This is a genomic window from Streptomyces shenzhenensis (genome assembly GCF_003688995.1).
Lineage (GTDB): Bacteria > Actinomycetota > Actinomycetes > Streptomycetales > Streptomycetaceae > Streptomyces > Streptomyces shenzhenensis_A.
This window is the reverse complement of sequence record NZ_PENI01000014.1, coordinates 33,186-46,369: the sequence shown is the minus strand read 5'-3', so window position 1 is coordinate 46,369 and position 13,184 is coordinate 33,186. Positions and strand designations below refer to the sequence as shown.

Annotated in this window: 11 protein-coding genes; 8 read left to right on the top strand and 3 right to left on the bottom strand. The window is 69.8% G+C overall.

The features are described 5' to 3' along the window. Positions 1-8 precede the first annotated feature (8 nt). From CTZ28_RS21970 to CTZ28_RS21950, 5 genes are all read left to right on the top strand, one after another. Complete coding sequence (locus CTZ28_RS21970; protein WP_220795373.1) at positions 9-752, top strand: SDR family oxidoreductase; 744 nt, start codon at positions 9-11, stop codon at positions 750-752. Beyond that, positions 752-1,924 carry an epoxide hydrolase family protein gene (locus CTZ28_RS21965; protein WP_121891386.1) on the top strand — a complete coding sequence of 391 codons (1,173 nt, stop codon included), beginning with the start codon at positions 752-754 and terminating at the stop codon, positions 1,922-1,924. Before CTZ28_RS21970 ends, CTZ28_RS21965 begins: the two co-directional genes overlap by 1 nt. 325 nt (positions 1,925-2,249) lie before the next feature. Continuing rightward, entirely contained in the window at positions 2,250-3,377 is a 1,128-nt protein-coding gene (locus tag CTZ28_RS21960) for an NAD-dependent epimerase/dehydratase family protein (protein ID WP_121891385.1), read from the top strand. 2 nt (positions 3,378-3,379) lie between these two features. After that, positions 3,380-3,877, top strand: a complete 498-nt coding sequence (locus tag CTZ28_RS21955; protein ID WP_220795372.1) for an FAS1-like dehydratase domain-containing protein — start codon at positions 3,380-3,382, stop codon at positions 3,875-3,877. Positions 3,878-3,888: 11 nt separating this feature from the next. Continuing rightward, complete coding sequence (locus tag CTZ28_RS21950) at positions 3,889-4,296, top strand: MaoC/PaaZ C-terminal domain-containing protein (RefSeq protein WP_121891383.1); 408 nt, start codon at positions 3,889-3,891, stop codon at positions 4,294-4,296. Here CTZ28_RS21950 and CTZ28_RS21945 read toward each other — a convergent pair. After that, positions 4,287-6,491 (bottom strand): CoA transferase, encoded by a 2,205-nt coding sequence (locus tag CTZ28_RS21945; RefSeq protein ID WP_121891382.1) that lies wholly within the window; start codon positions 6,489-6,491, stop codon positions 4,287-4,289. The genes CTZ28_RS21950 and CTZ28_RS21945 overlap by 10 nt on opposite strands. Positions 6,492-6,764: 273 nt before the next feature. On the opposite strand from CTZ28_RS21945, the gene CTZ28_RS21940 reads away from it, so the two are divergent. Then, positions 6,765-8,180, top strand: a complete 1,416-nt coding sequence (locus CTZ28_RS21940; RefSeq protein ID WP_121891381.1) for an aldehyde dehydrogenase family protein — start codon at positions 6,765-6,767, stop codon at positions 8,178-8,180. Between the two features lie 434 nt (positions 8,181-8,614). Here the strand turns inward: CTZ28_RS21940 and CTZ28_RS21935 are convergent, their stop codons facing one another. Together CTZ28_RS21935 and CTZ28_RS21930 are read right to left on the bottom strand one after the other, a co-directional pair. Then, positions 8,615-9,898 (bottom strand): ABC transporter substrate-binding protein, encoded by a 1,284-nt coding sequence (locus CTZ28_RS21935; protein WP_147481182.1) that lies wholly within the window; start codon positions 9,896-9,898, stop codon positions 8,615-8,617. A 249-nt stretch (positions 9,899-10,147) separates the two neighbouring features. Beyond that, positions 10,148-10,687 carry a nuclear transport factor 2 family protein gene (locus tag CTZ28_RS21930; RefSeq protein ID WP_121891379.1) on the bottom strand — a complete coding sequence of 180 codons (540 nt, stop codon included), beginning with the start codon at positions 10,685-10,687 and terminating at the stop codon, positions 10,148-10,150. Between the two features lie 37 nt (positions 10,688-10,724). On the opposite strand from CTZ28_RS21930, the gene CTZ28_RS21925 reads away from it, so the two are divergent. Both CTZ28_RS21925 and CTZ28_RS21920 read left to right on the top strand, forming a co-directional pair. Further along, positions 10,725-11,777: an aldo/keto reductase gene (locus CTZ28_RS21925; protein ID WP_259471732.1), complete on the top strand. Its 1,053-nt coding sequence runs from the start codon at positions 10,725-10,727 to the stop codon at positions 11,775-11,777. Between the two features lie 197 nt (positions 11,778-11,974). After that, the gene (locus CTZ28_RS21920; protein WP_121891377.1) at positions 11,975-13,180 is read left to right on the top strand and encodes a cytochrome P450; all 1,206 of its coding nucleotides are present in this window, start codon (positions 11,975-11,977) and stop codon (positions 13,178-13,180) included. Positions 13,181-13,184: the final 4 nt, after the last annotated feature.

The following is a 13,184-nucleotide window of genomic DNA, read 5'->3' as shown; positions in this document are numbered from 1 at the left end:
TCGTAGTGATGGGCAGCCTGAGCGGCAGCGTCGCCGTCGTCAGCGGGGCTTCGAGCGGAATCGGGGCGGCCATCGCGCTCCGGTTGGCCACGGCCGGGGCGCGGGTCGCCCTGGTCGCGCGGCGACCTGACGCCTTGGCCGAGGTGGCGGCCCGGATCCCGGACGGCGCGGTCTGCGTCCCGGCCGACCTCACCGTGACCGGTGCGGCCGATGACATGGTCCGGCGGGTCATCGACGAGTGCGGCCGCCTCGACGTCCTGGTCAACAACGCGGGCGAGGCCCGGGTTGGGCCGATCGTCGGGGCCGACCGGGGAGACTGGGCCCGGATGGTCGACCTCAACCTTGAGGCGACGATGGCCCTGTCCTGGGCCGCACTACCGCACCTGCTGGACGCCGCGCGCGGGCCGCGAGGCGTGGCCGACCTCGTGTCGGTCGCCTCGATCGCCGGGCGGCGGGTGCAGGCCGGGGCGGGGGTGTACGCCGCGACCAAGGCGGCGGTCCTGGCGTTCAGCGAGTCGCTGCGACAGGAGGTCACCGCCCGCCATGTGCGGGTCGGCACGATCCTGCCCGGTGCAGTGCGCACCGAGGCCGCGGTGCTCGCCTCGCGCCGAGCCGGGCGGGACACCCGCGACGCGCCGGCACCGTACCTCGACGTCGATGACATCGCAGGCGCCGTCGAATTCATCGTCACCCGGCCGCCCCGGATGGCGGTCAACGAAATGATCGTCCGGCCGACCGAGCAGGAGAGCTGATGGAGATCAGGCCGTTCACGCCGGAGTTCGACGCCGAGGCGGTCGCGGACCTGCGGCGCCGCGTGGCCGATGCACGCTGGCCCGACCCGCAGACCGTGGCCGGCTGGGAACAGGGCGTCCCGGAGGACTACCTGCGCGACCTCGTCGGCTACTGGGCCGACGGGTACGACTGGACCGCCGCCAACTCGCGGCTGCAGCGGCTGCCCCAGTACAAGACGTCGATCGACGGGCTCGACATCCACTTCGCCCACCTGCCCTCGCCGGTCCCCACGGCCCGGCCGCTGATCCTCACGCACGGCTGGCCCGGCTCCTACCTGGAGTTCCTGGAGGTGGCCGAGCCACTGGCAGACCCGGAGCGGTTCGGCGGCGACCCGGCCGACGCGTTCCACGTCGTCGTCCCGTCGCTGCCGGGGTTCGGTTTCAGCGGGAAGCCGTCCGGGCCGGGCTGGGGCGCACAGCGGATCGCCACGGCCTGGGTCGAGCTGATGCGCCGGCTGGATTACGAGCGGTTCTACGCCCAGGGCGGTGACCTGGGGTTCGTCGTCTCCCTGGCGCTGGCGAAGCAGCACCCGGAGCAGGTCCGGGCGATCCACCTGAATTTCTGGGTCTCCGGGGCCGACCCGACAGCCGAGCTGGCCGGGTTCGGCGAGCTGACCGAGGAAGAGCACAGCTACGTGGCCAAGGCCCACAAGCTGTGGTCGCAGGAGGTGGCGTACTCGATATTGCAGTCGAGCAAGCCGCAGACCATCGGCTACGCCTTGGCCGGCACCCCGATCGGGCAGGCAGCGTGGATCGTCGAGAAGTTCCACGGCTGGACCGACAACTCCGGTCTCCCGGAAGACGCCGTTGCCCGCGACCGGATCCTGGACATCATCGGGCTCTACTGGTTCGGCAATCTCGGGGCCTCTTCCGCCCGTCTGTATTGGGAGAGCACCGACGCCGCGGTGGCGGACCACTCGGCCGTCACGGTCCCGGTCGGCTACTCGGTCTTCCCGGCCGAGATCCTGGGCGCCTCCGAGCGCTGGGCCCGGCTTCGGTTCCCCGAGCTGCGGTACTACGCGAAGACCGACCGCGGCGGCCACTTCGCCGCGCTTGAGGAGCCGGACATTTTCCTCGAGGAGGTCCGGGCGTCGTTCCGTGCCGTCGAGGCGGCCGGCCCCACTGGGCTGTGAGGCCGGCCCGACCACGGTCGGGGCGGGTTCCAGCGCAGCATCTCCTCGACCGCGCCAGGTACCAGCGACGGGTCAGCGATGAGCTTTCGGTGCTGGGCGGGGTGCGCGAACAGCGCCGTCATCCCGGTCGACACGACGTTGCGGGACGTGTCGCCTCCCGCGGTGATCAGATGGAAGAAGTCGAGGGTGAACTGCTCCGGAGATGTCCGGCACGAGGTCGCGCTCGCCCCGCTCGATCACCTCGTCGAGGACGTCGGTCACCACCCTCGAAGGCCTGCGCCGCAATGCAGTTCAAGTTATGTCTTAGTTGAGTTATGCTGCAAGCATGGAAGCGAAAACCGCGCTGCTGGTGGGGGGCAGCGGCCCCACCGGACCGCACGTCGCCGCCGGGCTGGCCGAGCGCGGGTACGCCGTCACCCTGCTGCACCGCGGCACTCACGAGGCTCCCGGACTGGATGACTACGAGCACGTCCACGCCGACCCCCACTTCCGTGAACCGCTGGACGAAGCGCTGGCGGGGCGGTCGTTCGACGTCGTTGTCGCGACCTACGGCCGGCTGCGCCTGGTGGCCGACGCCCTGGTCGGGCGCTGCGGGGACCTGGTCGCCGTCAGTGGCCTGCCCGTCTACGCCGGGTACCACGAGCCGGGGCGGCTCCAGCCGCACGGGATGCCGGTGCTCGCCCGGGAAGAAATGGCCGACGTCGGACGGGCCGAGCTGGTGGAGGAGACCACCGGCGAAGGGTTCGCCCGCAAGGTGAGGGCCACCGAGCAGCACGTCATGGCGTTGCACGCCGAAGGCGCCTTCCGCGCCTCGCTGTTCCGCTATCCCACGATCTACGGCCCGCGGCAGGTCTACCCACGGGAGTGGTCGGTGGTGCGCCGGGTGCGCGACGGCCGGGACCGGATCATCGTCCCCGACGCCGGGCTGACCATCACCACGCGCTGTGCAGCAGTCAACGCAGCGGCCCACCTGCTGGCCGCGGTCGACCGGCCCGAGGCAGCGGCGGGGGAGGTCTTCAACGTCGGCGACCGGGACCAGTTCACAGTGCGACAGTGGGTCGAGGTCTGCGCGGCGGCGGCGGGCGGCTCGCTGCAGCCTGTGTCGATGCCGTTCGAGCTGGCCGGCCCGGGGCGGGGGCTGTTCCCGATTTCCCACGACGCCCACCTCTTGGTGAACATCCACAAGGCAGCCGACCGGCTCGGTTACGTCGAGCCGGTTCCGGCGGCCCAGGCGCTGGCCGAGACCGTGCGCTGGTACCTCGACAATCCGCCGGACGAGGGCGCCGCCGGGAATCTGGTCGACCCGTTCGACTACGCCGAAGAGGACCGTGTGGTCGAGGCATACCGGCGGGCCACCGCGGGACTGCTGGCCGAGCAGCCGCCGACCGTCGTCGCCGCCCACCCGTACGCCCATCCCAAGGTCGCTGGACGTAGCGATCACCGGGACCGGTAGTCATGAGCCTGGTGAGTTCAGAGATGGCGGCCGCCGTCGGGTCCGTCATCGACTGGAAGGTCTCCTATCCGGTCGCGGCCTCGGACATCCGCCGATGGGCGATCGCGGTGCACTACCCCGACCCGCCACCGCGCCGGTTCTGCGACGAGACGGCGCCGGGCGGCGTCGTCGCACCCGAGGAGTTCAATCCGTTCGCGTGGATGGTGGCGTCGCAACGGGAACCGCTTGTCGCGCCGGAGTCGAGGGACACCGACCGGATGGAGAAGGCGATCGGCATCGCCGGTCCTGGTCTGCGGAACCAGGTCAACGGCGGCACCGAGGTGAGCTACGGGGTCCCGATCCGGCCGGGAGACGTGATCCGCTCCGAGACTCGGCTGGTCTCGTACGTCGAGAAGACCGGCCGGATGGGCCCGATGCTCATCTCGGTCACCGAGTCGGTGTGGACCAACCAGGACGGCGAGCGCGTGCAGGTCGAGCGCCAGACCGCCATCCGCTACTGACGGAGACGGCGATGTTCAGCGTGGGCCAGGAGGTGGCCGCCGGGCCGCGGAGCAGCAGCTTCCCGGAGTGGAACCGGTTCGCCGCCGTCAACGACGAGTTCGTCCCGATCCACATGGACGACGATGCCGGTCGCGCGGCGGGCTACCCGGGCGCGATCATCATGGGCCGGTTGCAGTGGTCCTACGTGCACCGGCTGCTGCGCGAGTGGCTGCCGCCGGAGGGCAGGATCGAGGCGGTGGCGCTGCGGTTCCGAGCGCCGACGCTTCGGAACGCTCTGTTCGACGTGAAGGCGCGGGTGCTTGCGGTGCGGTCCGGGAACGAGCGGGTGTTCGCCGATCTCGAGGTATGGGTGGAGAACGGCGACGGCGTCGTCTCGGCGCCGGGCACCGCCACCGTCTCCGTGCCCGCTCAGCGGTAGCCGACGCCCACAACAGAGTGCATCGGCTCGCCGACGACGACCGCTCCAGCGTCAATCAGGTGATCGATCTCCTGCGGTTCGAGCCCGGCCTCGGCCAGCAGTTCGCGGGAGTACTCGCCGTGCCCGGTCGCACGCATGACTTCGTACGGTGCGTGGGCGCTGAACGTGGCGAGACAGTGGGGCAGGAACGTCGAGTTGCCGTCGGGCCAGACGAGTTCGGCGACGTGGCCGTCGCCGAGGAGTTCTGGGTCGTTGACGACCTCACGGAAGTCGCGGGCGCGGGCGGCGGCGCCGCCGGCCTTGGTGACGAGCTCGACCACTTCCTCCGAGGTGAGAGCGGGGAGCCTTGGGATGAGTTCATCGCTGATGCCGTGGACACGGACCCAGCCGTCGGCGCAGGCGTAGAAGCGGGAGGCCGGGCTCGGGCCGGGGAAGTCGCGGCCGCCGGTCTCGGCCGGGGGGCGGCCGGCATAGCGGACGAGCTCTCCGCTCTGCATGAAGGTCGCGGCGGTGGCCAGCGACGTGCTGACGTGCTGCCCACCCCGCCCGACGGATCGTTGGTAGAGCGCGGCGCAAGTACCCAGGGCGGCAAGGCAGGCGACGGTGACGTCGTTGATCGCCAGGGTCGAGAAGACCGGCTCGTCGGGGCCGCCCTGGGCCTTCATGATCCCGGCCAGGGCCTGGACCACCGGGTCGTAACCGGGGTGGCCACCGAGCGGGCCGGTCGCGCCGTAGCCGGTGATCGACGTCGTCACGAGTGCCGGATTGACGCTTCGGAGGGTGGCGTCGTCGATCTTGAGACGGTCGAGGACGCCGGGACGGTAGTTGTCCAGGACGACTTCGCTGCTGGCGACGACACGGAGGAAGGCGGCGTAGCCGTCGGGGTGGCGCAGGTCGATACCCAGGCCGCGCTGGCCGCGGGCGATGCCGTAGCCGCGTAGCCGCAGCTCGTCGCCCTTGACCGTCTCCACCTTGAGCACGTTGGCGCCGAGGGCGGCCAGAAGCATGCCCGCGTACGGGCCGGCCAGCACGGTGCCCAGGTCGGCGACGGTGATGCCGGCCAGCGGGCCGGTGCCTTTGGGGTGTACCGGCTCGGGCTGTTCGCGCTTGCGAGGTGCCCACGCGGCGTCGTCGGCGAACTGCCGGGCGGTGTGATTGCGGAAGGCGCCGCGCGAGAGGTCGGCGCCGACGCCGGTGACCACGGCCGGGCCGACCAAGGGATCGTCGAGTTCCAGGCGCTGGTTCAGCGCGGCGACCTGGGGATGGTCCAGCCAGTCGTCCCGGTCGCCGACCGGGCTGACCGGGCACCCGGCCTCGGCCAGTTCGGCCAGCCAGGTGGCGCGGTCCCGGGTGAGGAAGGCCTCGGTGAGGCGGGCGCGGACCCAGCCGCGGTTGCCGGGCGCGTAGAGACGCTCACGGACGTTCTTGATCCGCGGGTCGTCGACGATGTCGGTGGTGCCGAGACAGGCGAACAGCAGGTCCTGGAACTTCGAGCCAAGGGCGCCGACGAACAGCCAGTCGCCGTCGGAGCAGCGGTAGGTCCCGAAGGTGGGGTTGGGGCCACCGGGCCCGACCGTGGTGTCGGGCAGCGGCTCGTCCGGACTGACCAGCATCGTCGTGATCACGGTGACCATCGAGCCGTGCAGCGGATCGACGACGACCCGTTGCCCGCGTCCTACGCGCGCCCGTTCGACCAGTGCGGCTATGCCTGCCGTGGCCCCCCATACCCCTTGCATGTAGGCGAGGAACGGGTAGACCTCGTCGACCGGCCCGCCGCTGAACGACGTCTGTCGCCGGGCGGCCCCGAACTCGGCCGAGACCATGCGGTCGCGAGTGAACGGGTCGAGATCCAATTCCTCGTGCCACAGCGGCAGGTGAAGGTGGACGACGCCGGCGGGAGGTTCGGCATCGAGGGACAAACCCAGCGTGGCGGCGGTGGCGCCGTCGCAGGTGAGGACGAGGTCGGCAGCTGCGGCCAGGGCGGGCCCTCGCTCCGGGGGAACGACGGTCTTGTTCCGGTGCCATGCGACAGCCCCGGGCCGGGCGCGGTCCTCCGGGTCATGCGGCGCGGCGAGACGGATCACCTCAGCCCCGAAGTCGCCGAGCACCATGCCGGCCAGCGGTCCGGTGATGCCATGGGTGGCGTCGAGGACACGGACGCCGTCAAGGGCGGGCAGCTCCGGGCTGTTGGTCATGTCTCCAAACCTCCCTATAATTTTCTAGTTAGGTTCTATCACACCGGACCATAGGAGCCGACTTGCCCGACGCCGGGCTCCTCCAGCCACTGATCCTCCGCAGCGGCTTCTCCCGCAACCGCGTGACGGCCTCTCCCTCATGTGCACCTCGGGGAGCCCGAGCCGGCTGAACTCGCGGCCCGGAGGAGAGACGCCGATGACTCGCCATCTCAATAATAGTCAAGCCATGATTGAATAATGGTGAGGGCCGAACGGCCTAGCCTGGGAGGCAGGATGCCGCGCGAGCTGGACCACTGGATCGGCGGCAAGACCGTGCCGCGGGGGACACAGGAGACGCTCGTCATCGAGGGGCCGTTCGAGCGCGCCGTGATCGCTCGCGTCGCGCTGGGAGGACCTGAGCACGTCGCCTCCGCCGTCGCCGCCGCCCGGGCGGCGGCCCGGGACTGGGCTGACCGCGCTCCCGTCGACCGCGGCCGCCTGCTCGCCGAGGTTGCCCGTCGGCTCCGTGAACGACAGCACGAGTTCGTTGCCACCGAGGTCGAGGAGACCGGCAAGCTCGTCGCCGAGATGCGCGGAGGGCTGAACGTCGCCGCCGACTACTTCGAGTTCTACGGCGGCGTCGTCCGCGCTCTGTTCGGCGAGACCATCAACCTCGGCGCCGGTGACCACGCCTTCACCAGTCGCGAGCCGTACGGCGTCGTCGGCATGATCACACCCTGGAACGGGCCACTCACCCAGGCCGCACGTGGGATGGCCGCCGCGCTCGCGGCCGGGAACACCGTCGTGGTCAAGCCCTCGGAGTTCACCTCCTCGACCACGCTGATGCTGGCGCGGCTGTGTGAGGAGGCCGGCATCCCCGCTGGCGTCGTCAACGTCGTCGTCGGCACCGGCTCCGACGTCGGTGCTGCCCTGGTCGACCACCCCGACGTCCGCCTGGTCGCCTTCACCGGCTCGGTCGCCACCGGGCGGCGGGTCGCCGAGGGGGCAGCGCGGCGGTTGGTTCCGGCCATCCTCGAGCTTGGTGGGAAGTCGGCCAACGTCGTCTTCGCTGACGCCGACCTCGATCGCGCTGTGGCCAGCGCCCTCACCATATGCGTCGGTGCCGGGCAGCAATGCGCGGCGCTCAGCCGCCTGCTCGTCCAAGACGAGGTCCACGACGCCGTGCTGGAGCGTGTCGCCGAGCAGATGCGGGCCCGGACGCCGGGCGAGCGCCTGGCTCCGATGACTACCGAAGGTCAGTTCGCGAAGGTCGTCGAGTACTTCGAGGTCGCAGAGGACGAGGGCGCACGGCTGGTCACGGGCGGCCACGCCGTGGCTGGCGAGCTTGCCGTCGGCCGCTACGTCGAGCCGACTGTCTACGCCGACGTCACCCCCCAGATGCGGATTTTCCGCGAAGAAGTGTTCGGTCCCGTGCTCGCCGTCACCCGCTTCACCACCGAGGACGACGCCGTGTCGCTCGCCAACGACTCCGAGTACGGCCTGGTGGCCGGCGTCTGGACTGCCGACTCGGCGCGGGCCTTGCGAGTGGCCTCCCGGATCGACGCCGGGCAGGTGATCGTCAACGGCGGCCGCACCGGCATCGAGACGCCCTTCGGCGGTTACAAGTCCAGTGGGCTGGGCCGAGAGAAGGGCTTCGAGTCGTTGTTCCACTACACGCAGCTGAAGACCACGGTGGTCTCCACACGGTGACCGTGCGAAGGTGGACCTTCGCCTCGCTGGCCGAGTACAACTACCGGCTCCACGCCGCCGGGGCCGACCTGCGCGCCGCCGGGATCGGCGCACACCGCTACGTCCCGGCATCGGGCGGGGGCTCGGCATCGAGCACCCGGTCTTCGGTGCCTTCGAGGAGCGCCCGTTCCTGGCCGCCCGCCGGCCGGGGACGGACACCGTCGAGACCTTGGCGGGACGGGGCGCGGGCGGCCACGCGGCGGATCTGCTCGCCTCGGGAGCCGCGGCCGCAGCCGAGAACCCGGTCGTCGACGTCACCGACGAACTTGGCTACTGGACCGCCGGATCGATCGTGTCGTACACGACCGCGGCGCGGCTGGGACGGAGCGTCGCGGTGATCGGCTCCGCCCGGCCGCGCCGGATCCACGAGGTGGGTCAGCGGGCCGGCGCCACCCTCAGCCGTCCGTGTTCTCGCACGTGCTCGCCAGGTCGCCGGTCGCGCCGTTGCCCGACGTCGCGGGTGCCACGCTCGTCGGCTCGTCGTCGCTGGCGTCGAACTTGAAGAACCAACTGCACACGACGGGCTTCGAGGGCTGGCCCTTGGTGTAGGTGACCGGCTGGGCGAGGAGCCCGCCGAGCGTCTCGTCCTTCACCTGGTACATCGCGTCCAGCACCGCGGCACGGTCGACGGTGGTGGGCTTGGCATCCTGGAGGGCCTTCTTGAAGAGCTCGAAGCTGGACCAGATGGCCGTCGCGTTGCCCGTCTGCCAGGCGCCGTCGGGGGAGTACTTCGCCATCGCGTCGCGGTAGGTCGCCACGGCCGGGTCGTCTGCCCACCAGGGGAAGCCCTCGGTGGTGCCATAGGACTTGAAGCCGCTGATCTTGCCGAAGGCGGTCTGGTCGAACCCGGAGTTAGCGGTCAGGAAGCTGCCGGTGTAGCCCTGCTGGAGGCAGTCCGCGGCGAAGCGGGTGCCGGTCGTGTAGCCGATGTACATGGCGATGCTGTCGGTGCCCTTGCCGATGAAGGACAGGCAGGGCGCGGTGTAGTCGGAGGCGGAGGCGGAGACGAGCTGGGTGCCGACCGGGGCGACGCCCAGCGTCTGGGCATAGGCCGAGCCTTCCTCGCTGTTCTGCCGGCAGTTCGCCACCTCGGCGCAGACGGCCCAGCCGAGTTTCTTGGCACCGGTCGCCTTCGCGACGTCGGCGTAGGCCTGCGCGGCGTACTCGGCACCGGACACGTCCTGGAAGAGCCCCGGCACGGTGGTCCACGGCACGTTCGTGGCGCCGTTCGCGCTGATCACTGCGACGTCGGTTCCCTTGAACGTGTCGCTCATCGCGGACTCGGCGACCAGATCCGTCATGAAGACGACGTCGGAGTCCGTCATGAAGCTCTTCACCACCGCCGTCGCACCGGGAACGGTGTTCTTGGTGTCCGTCGCAGTGATCTCGACGGGATGGCCGAGGATGCCGCCGTGGGCGTTGGTGTACTCCTGCCAGGCGTGCGCGATGGCCTTGCCACTGAGCCCGTTGCTGGCCTGGGCCCCCGACATCGAGGCGGCGTACCCGATCTTGATCGCGGTCCCGCTCAGGGCCGCCGCCGTGCTGCTCGCGCCGTCCGTCGCCCGCGCGGCGCCGGACGTGTTGTCGGAGCCACAGCCGGCGAGGGCGAACGTCGCCACTGCCGCCAGGCCGCCGACGATCTGCGCTGTTCTCCTTCGACCGTTCGCCTTCACTGTCACGCTTCTCCTCGCGTTCTGTCCGCCTCACCACGGCTACGAGGCGCCGAGGGGCAGGCTAGGCTCGCGATCCATCTATGTCCATGTTTAGAATATAATTAGAAATAGGTTGCAGGACTTGGCCCGGCGGGAGATCAGATCCGGTAGCCCTGGCCCGGCAGCATCGGGATGCCGTACGCCGCGTCGCGCTCTGCGTCATGGTCTTCGTCGGCAGCGTCCCACTGGTCGGGGCGGTGGCCCGCTGTGCGACGGTCAGCGCGCGCGTCGCGCCTCGGTGAGCAGCGGACGGTCGTACGACGTGTCGGTGCGGTCCCGTGCGACGACGCCGTTCTCCTCCCGTCGCACCGGCGGCAGATCAGGCTCGGTCACGCCGCCGACCCATTCGACCATCGAGACGCGATGCGCGATCCGCCACTCGCCGTCACGCTTCTCCAACTGATCGATGTATCGACCACCGTGCAGCGTCACGGGCGTGCCGCTACGGTTGCGCCCAACCATGACGAAGTAGGTCTCGGTGTGCGCGACGTCGCCGTCGAGGTCGCAGGTGTGGTTCATGATGTAATGCTGCTCGCCGTGGTGCGCCTTGCGGTGACCGGTGAACGCCCAGGTGATGAACGCCTCTGCGGTCCCGCGGAACACCCCGTGGTCGTCGATCGCGTCGGGCCAGTAGGCCGAGCGAACCAAGTCCTCGTCGAGGCGGTCGACACCACGGGTGTAGCGCAGCAGTGCGTCGTGGATGTCCTGCCGGTCGATCAGCTCCTGGAGGCGGCGGGGGTCCGGCACTATTGTCATACTCCGAATGTAATCGTGTTGCTGTTATGATGCAATCGTGCTCAATTATCGGCTGATGGGGCGTAGCGGGCTGCGGGTCTCCGACGTCGCGCTCGGGACGATGCTGTTCGGTGCCACCAACGGCTGGGGCGTCAGCGCCGAAACGGCCAAGGAGCTCTACGACACCTTCCGTGCGGAGGGTGGCAATTATCTCGACACCGCCAACCAGTACGCCGGCGGCGAGAGCGAGCGGATCATCGGCGGGCTGGTCGCCGAGCATCGCGAGGAGGTGGTGATCGCCTCGAAGTACACGAACTCCGCACCGCGCAACGGCGACGCCAACGCCGGCGGCAACCAGCGCAAGAACATGGTCCAGTCGGTTGAGGGTTCATTGCGCCGGTTGAACACCGACTACCTGGACCTCTACGTCGTCCATTCCTGGGACCTGCTCACTCCGGTCGACGAGGTGATGCGCGGCCTGGACGACCTGGTCCGCGCGGGCAAGGTGCTTCACGTCGGGGTCTCCAACACGCCGGCCTGGGTGGTTGCCCAGGCCAACACGATGGCTGAGCTTCGCGGCTGGTCCTGCTATGTAGGCCTGCAGATCGAGTACAGCCTGCTCGGCCGCAGCGCCGAGGCGGAGTTCTTCCCGATGGCCCAGGAGTTCGGCTTGTCCGTGCTGGCCTGGTCGCCGCTCAAGAACGGCCTGCTCAGCGGCAAGTGCGCTGCGGGTGGGGGCGTGGGCTCGCGCCTGTCCGCCGAGGTCTGGAGCTCGCCCACCATGGCCTGGAGCGGCCAGCACGGCGCCGGCGTCGAGACCGTGCTCGACGCGCTGGGCGCGTTGGCCGTCGAGCTCGACGTCACGCCGGCTCAGCTCGCCCTCGCCTGGCTGCGGCATCGACCGATCCACGTCGTTCCGATCCTCGGCGCGACCAGCGTCGCCCAACTGGCCGAGAATCTCCGCAGCGCTGAGCTCGAGCTCACCTCAGGGCAGGTCGCCCGCCTCGACGAGGCCAGCGCCGTACCGCTCGCCTACCCGCACCCGTACCTGGCCAGCTCGATGGCTCGGTCGTTCCGCTCCGGTGGCATGTTCGAGCGGATCTCCCGCTGATGGCCTCGCGGCGCGACCGGATCCGGATGACCCGCCCGGCGCGTCCGGAAGTTCGAGCTGCGGCGGCGGGGGAACAGGCCGGAAGCCCAGGGCCGACTGACGGCAAGCCGCCCGACCCAACGAGGTAGCCAATGGTGTTCATTGCACTGTACTCTAATGTTAGAACCTATTAGGCAGTGGATGGAGAAGGTTCGGACATGACAACGATGCAGGAGCGCGCCGAGGCCCACGGCCTCCCGATCCACAAGCTGGACCTGGAGGGGGACGAGCGGCTCGGTGTCGACCCGTTCGCCGTGTGGGACGAGATGACCGACGTCGGCGGGTTGTTCTACAGTCCGGTCAACCGGGGCTATCTGGTGGCGGCCGACTACGGCACGGTCAAGCACGTCCTGCAGGACCCGCACACCTGGTCCAACCTGCCGAGCTCGATCGTGTACACCAAGCAGGAGGTCATCCTCGACGTCCCGCCGATCACGATGGACCCGCCGGTACACACCAAGTACCGCAAGGCCCTGGCACCGTTGTTCGGCCCGAAGGCCGTGGCCCACCTGGAGCCGCGGATCGTCGAGATCTGCCACGAGCTCATCGACGGAATCCTGGAGAAGGGCACCTGCGACTTCGCCAAGGACTTCGCGGCCAAGCTGCCGGCCTTGTTCTTCCTGGAATGGCTGGGGATCGGCACCGAAGACGTCGACCGGATGTTCCATCTGGCCGAGCGGGCCACCTTCGACTTCCCGACCCAGGAGGAGCGCAACGACATCGAGCGGCAGATCGACACGATCGTCCGCGGCGCGATGACCGACCGGCGTACCAACCCCAACCCGGGCGACCTGGCCACGGCATTCGTCAACATGGAGGTCGACGGCGAGCCGATTCCGGAGGACCTGCTGGTCGGCATGGCCAAACTCGCCTTCATCGCCGGCCAGGAGACGACCTCGAGCCAGCTGGGGTTCATCGTGCGGCACCTGGCCCGCAACAAGGACGACCGTCAGTTCCTGATCGAGGACACCAGCCGCATCCCCGGCGCGATCGAGGAGCTGATGCGCTTCTACAACACCGGCGGCTCGGCCGGCCGCGTGGCCAAGCAGGACACCGAGCTCAACGGCTTCCCGGTGAAGGCCGGCGACCGGATCTTCATCGCTCGCTGTGGCGCCGACCGCCAACTGGCCCCCGAAGTGCAGCTGTCCCGCACCGGCGTCCCGCACTCGGCGTTCGGCCTCGGTGTTCACCGCTGCCTGGGCTCACACGTCGCCCGGCTGGAGATGCGGATCGGCCTCGAGGTCTGGCATGAGCGGATCGCGCAGTACCGGATCCCCGACGACTTCGTCGAGGAGTACCGCTACGGCAGCTTCATGCAGCAGCTCTTCCACCTGCCGCTCGAGATCGAGCCGGCCGCCCGCTGAGAGG

What these genes read in the sequence shown, in the direction of transcription:
- CTZ28_RS21965 (WP_121891386.1), top strand. Translation starts at nt 752, where the DNA reads ATGGAGATCAGGCCGTTCACGCCGGAGTTCGACGCCGAGGCGGTCGCG.
- CTZ28_RS21930 (WP_121891379.1), bottom strand. Translation starts at nt 10,687, where the DNA reads ATGACAATAGTGCCGGACCCCCGCCGCCTCCAGGAGCTGATCGACCGG.
- CTZ28_RS21920 (WP_121891377.1), top strand. Translation starts at nt 11,975, where the DNA reads ATGACAACGATGCAGGAGCGCGCCGAGGCCCACGGCCTCCCGATCCAC.
- CTZ28_RS21960 (WP_121891385.1), top strand. Translation starts at nt 2,250, where the DNA reads ATGGAAGCGAAAACCGCGCTGCTGGTGGGGGGCAGCGGCCCCACCGGA.
- CTZ28_RS21940 (WP_121891381.1), top strand. Translation starts at nt 6,765, where the DNA reads ATGCCGCGCGAGCTGGACCACTGGATCGGCGGCAAGACCGTGCCGCGG.
- CTZ28_RS21950 (WP_121891383.1), top strand. Translation starts at nt 3,889, where the DNA reads ATGTTCAGCGTGGGCCAGGAGGTGGCCGCCGGGCCGCGGAGCAGCAGC.
- CTZ28_RS21955 (WP_220795372.1), top strand. Translation starts at nt 3,380, where the DNA reads ATGAGCCTGGTGAGTTCAGAGATGGCGGCCGCCGTCGGGTCCGTCATC.
- CTZ28_RS21970 (WP_220795373.1), top strand. Translation starts at nt 9, where the DNA reads ATGGGCAGCCTGAGCGGCAGCGTCGCCGTCGTCAGCGGGGCTTCGAGC.
- CTZ28_RS21945 (WP_121891382.1), bottom strand. Translation starts at nt 6,491, where the DNA reads ATGACCAACAGCCCGGAGCTGCCCGCCCTTGACGGCGTCCGTGTCCTC.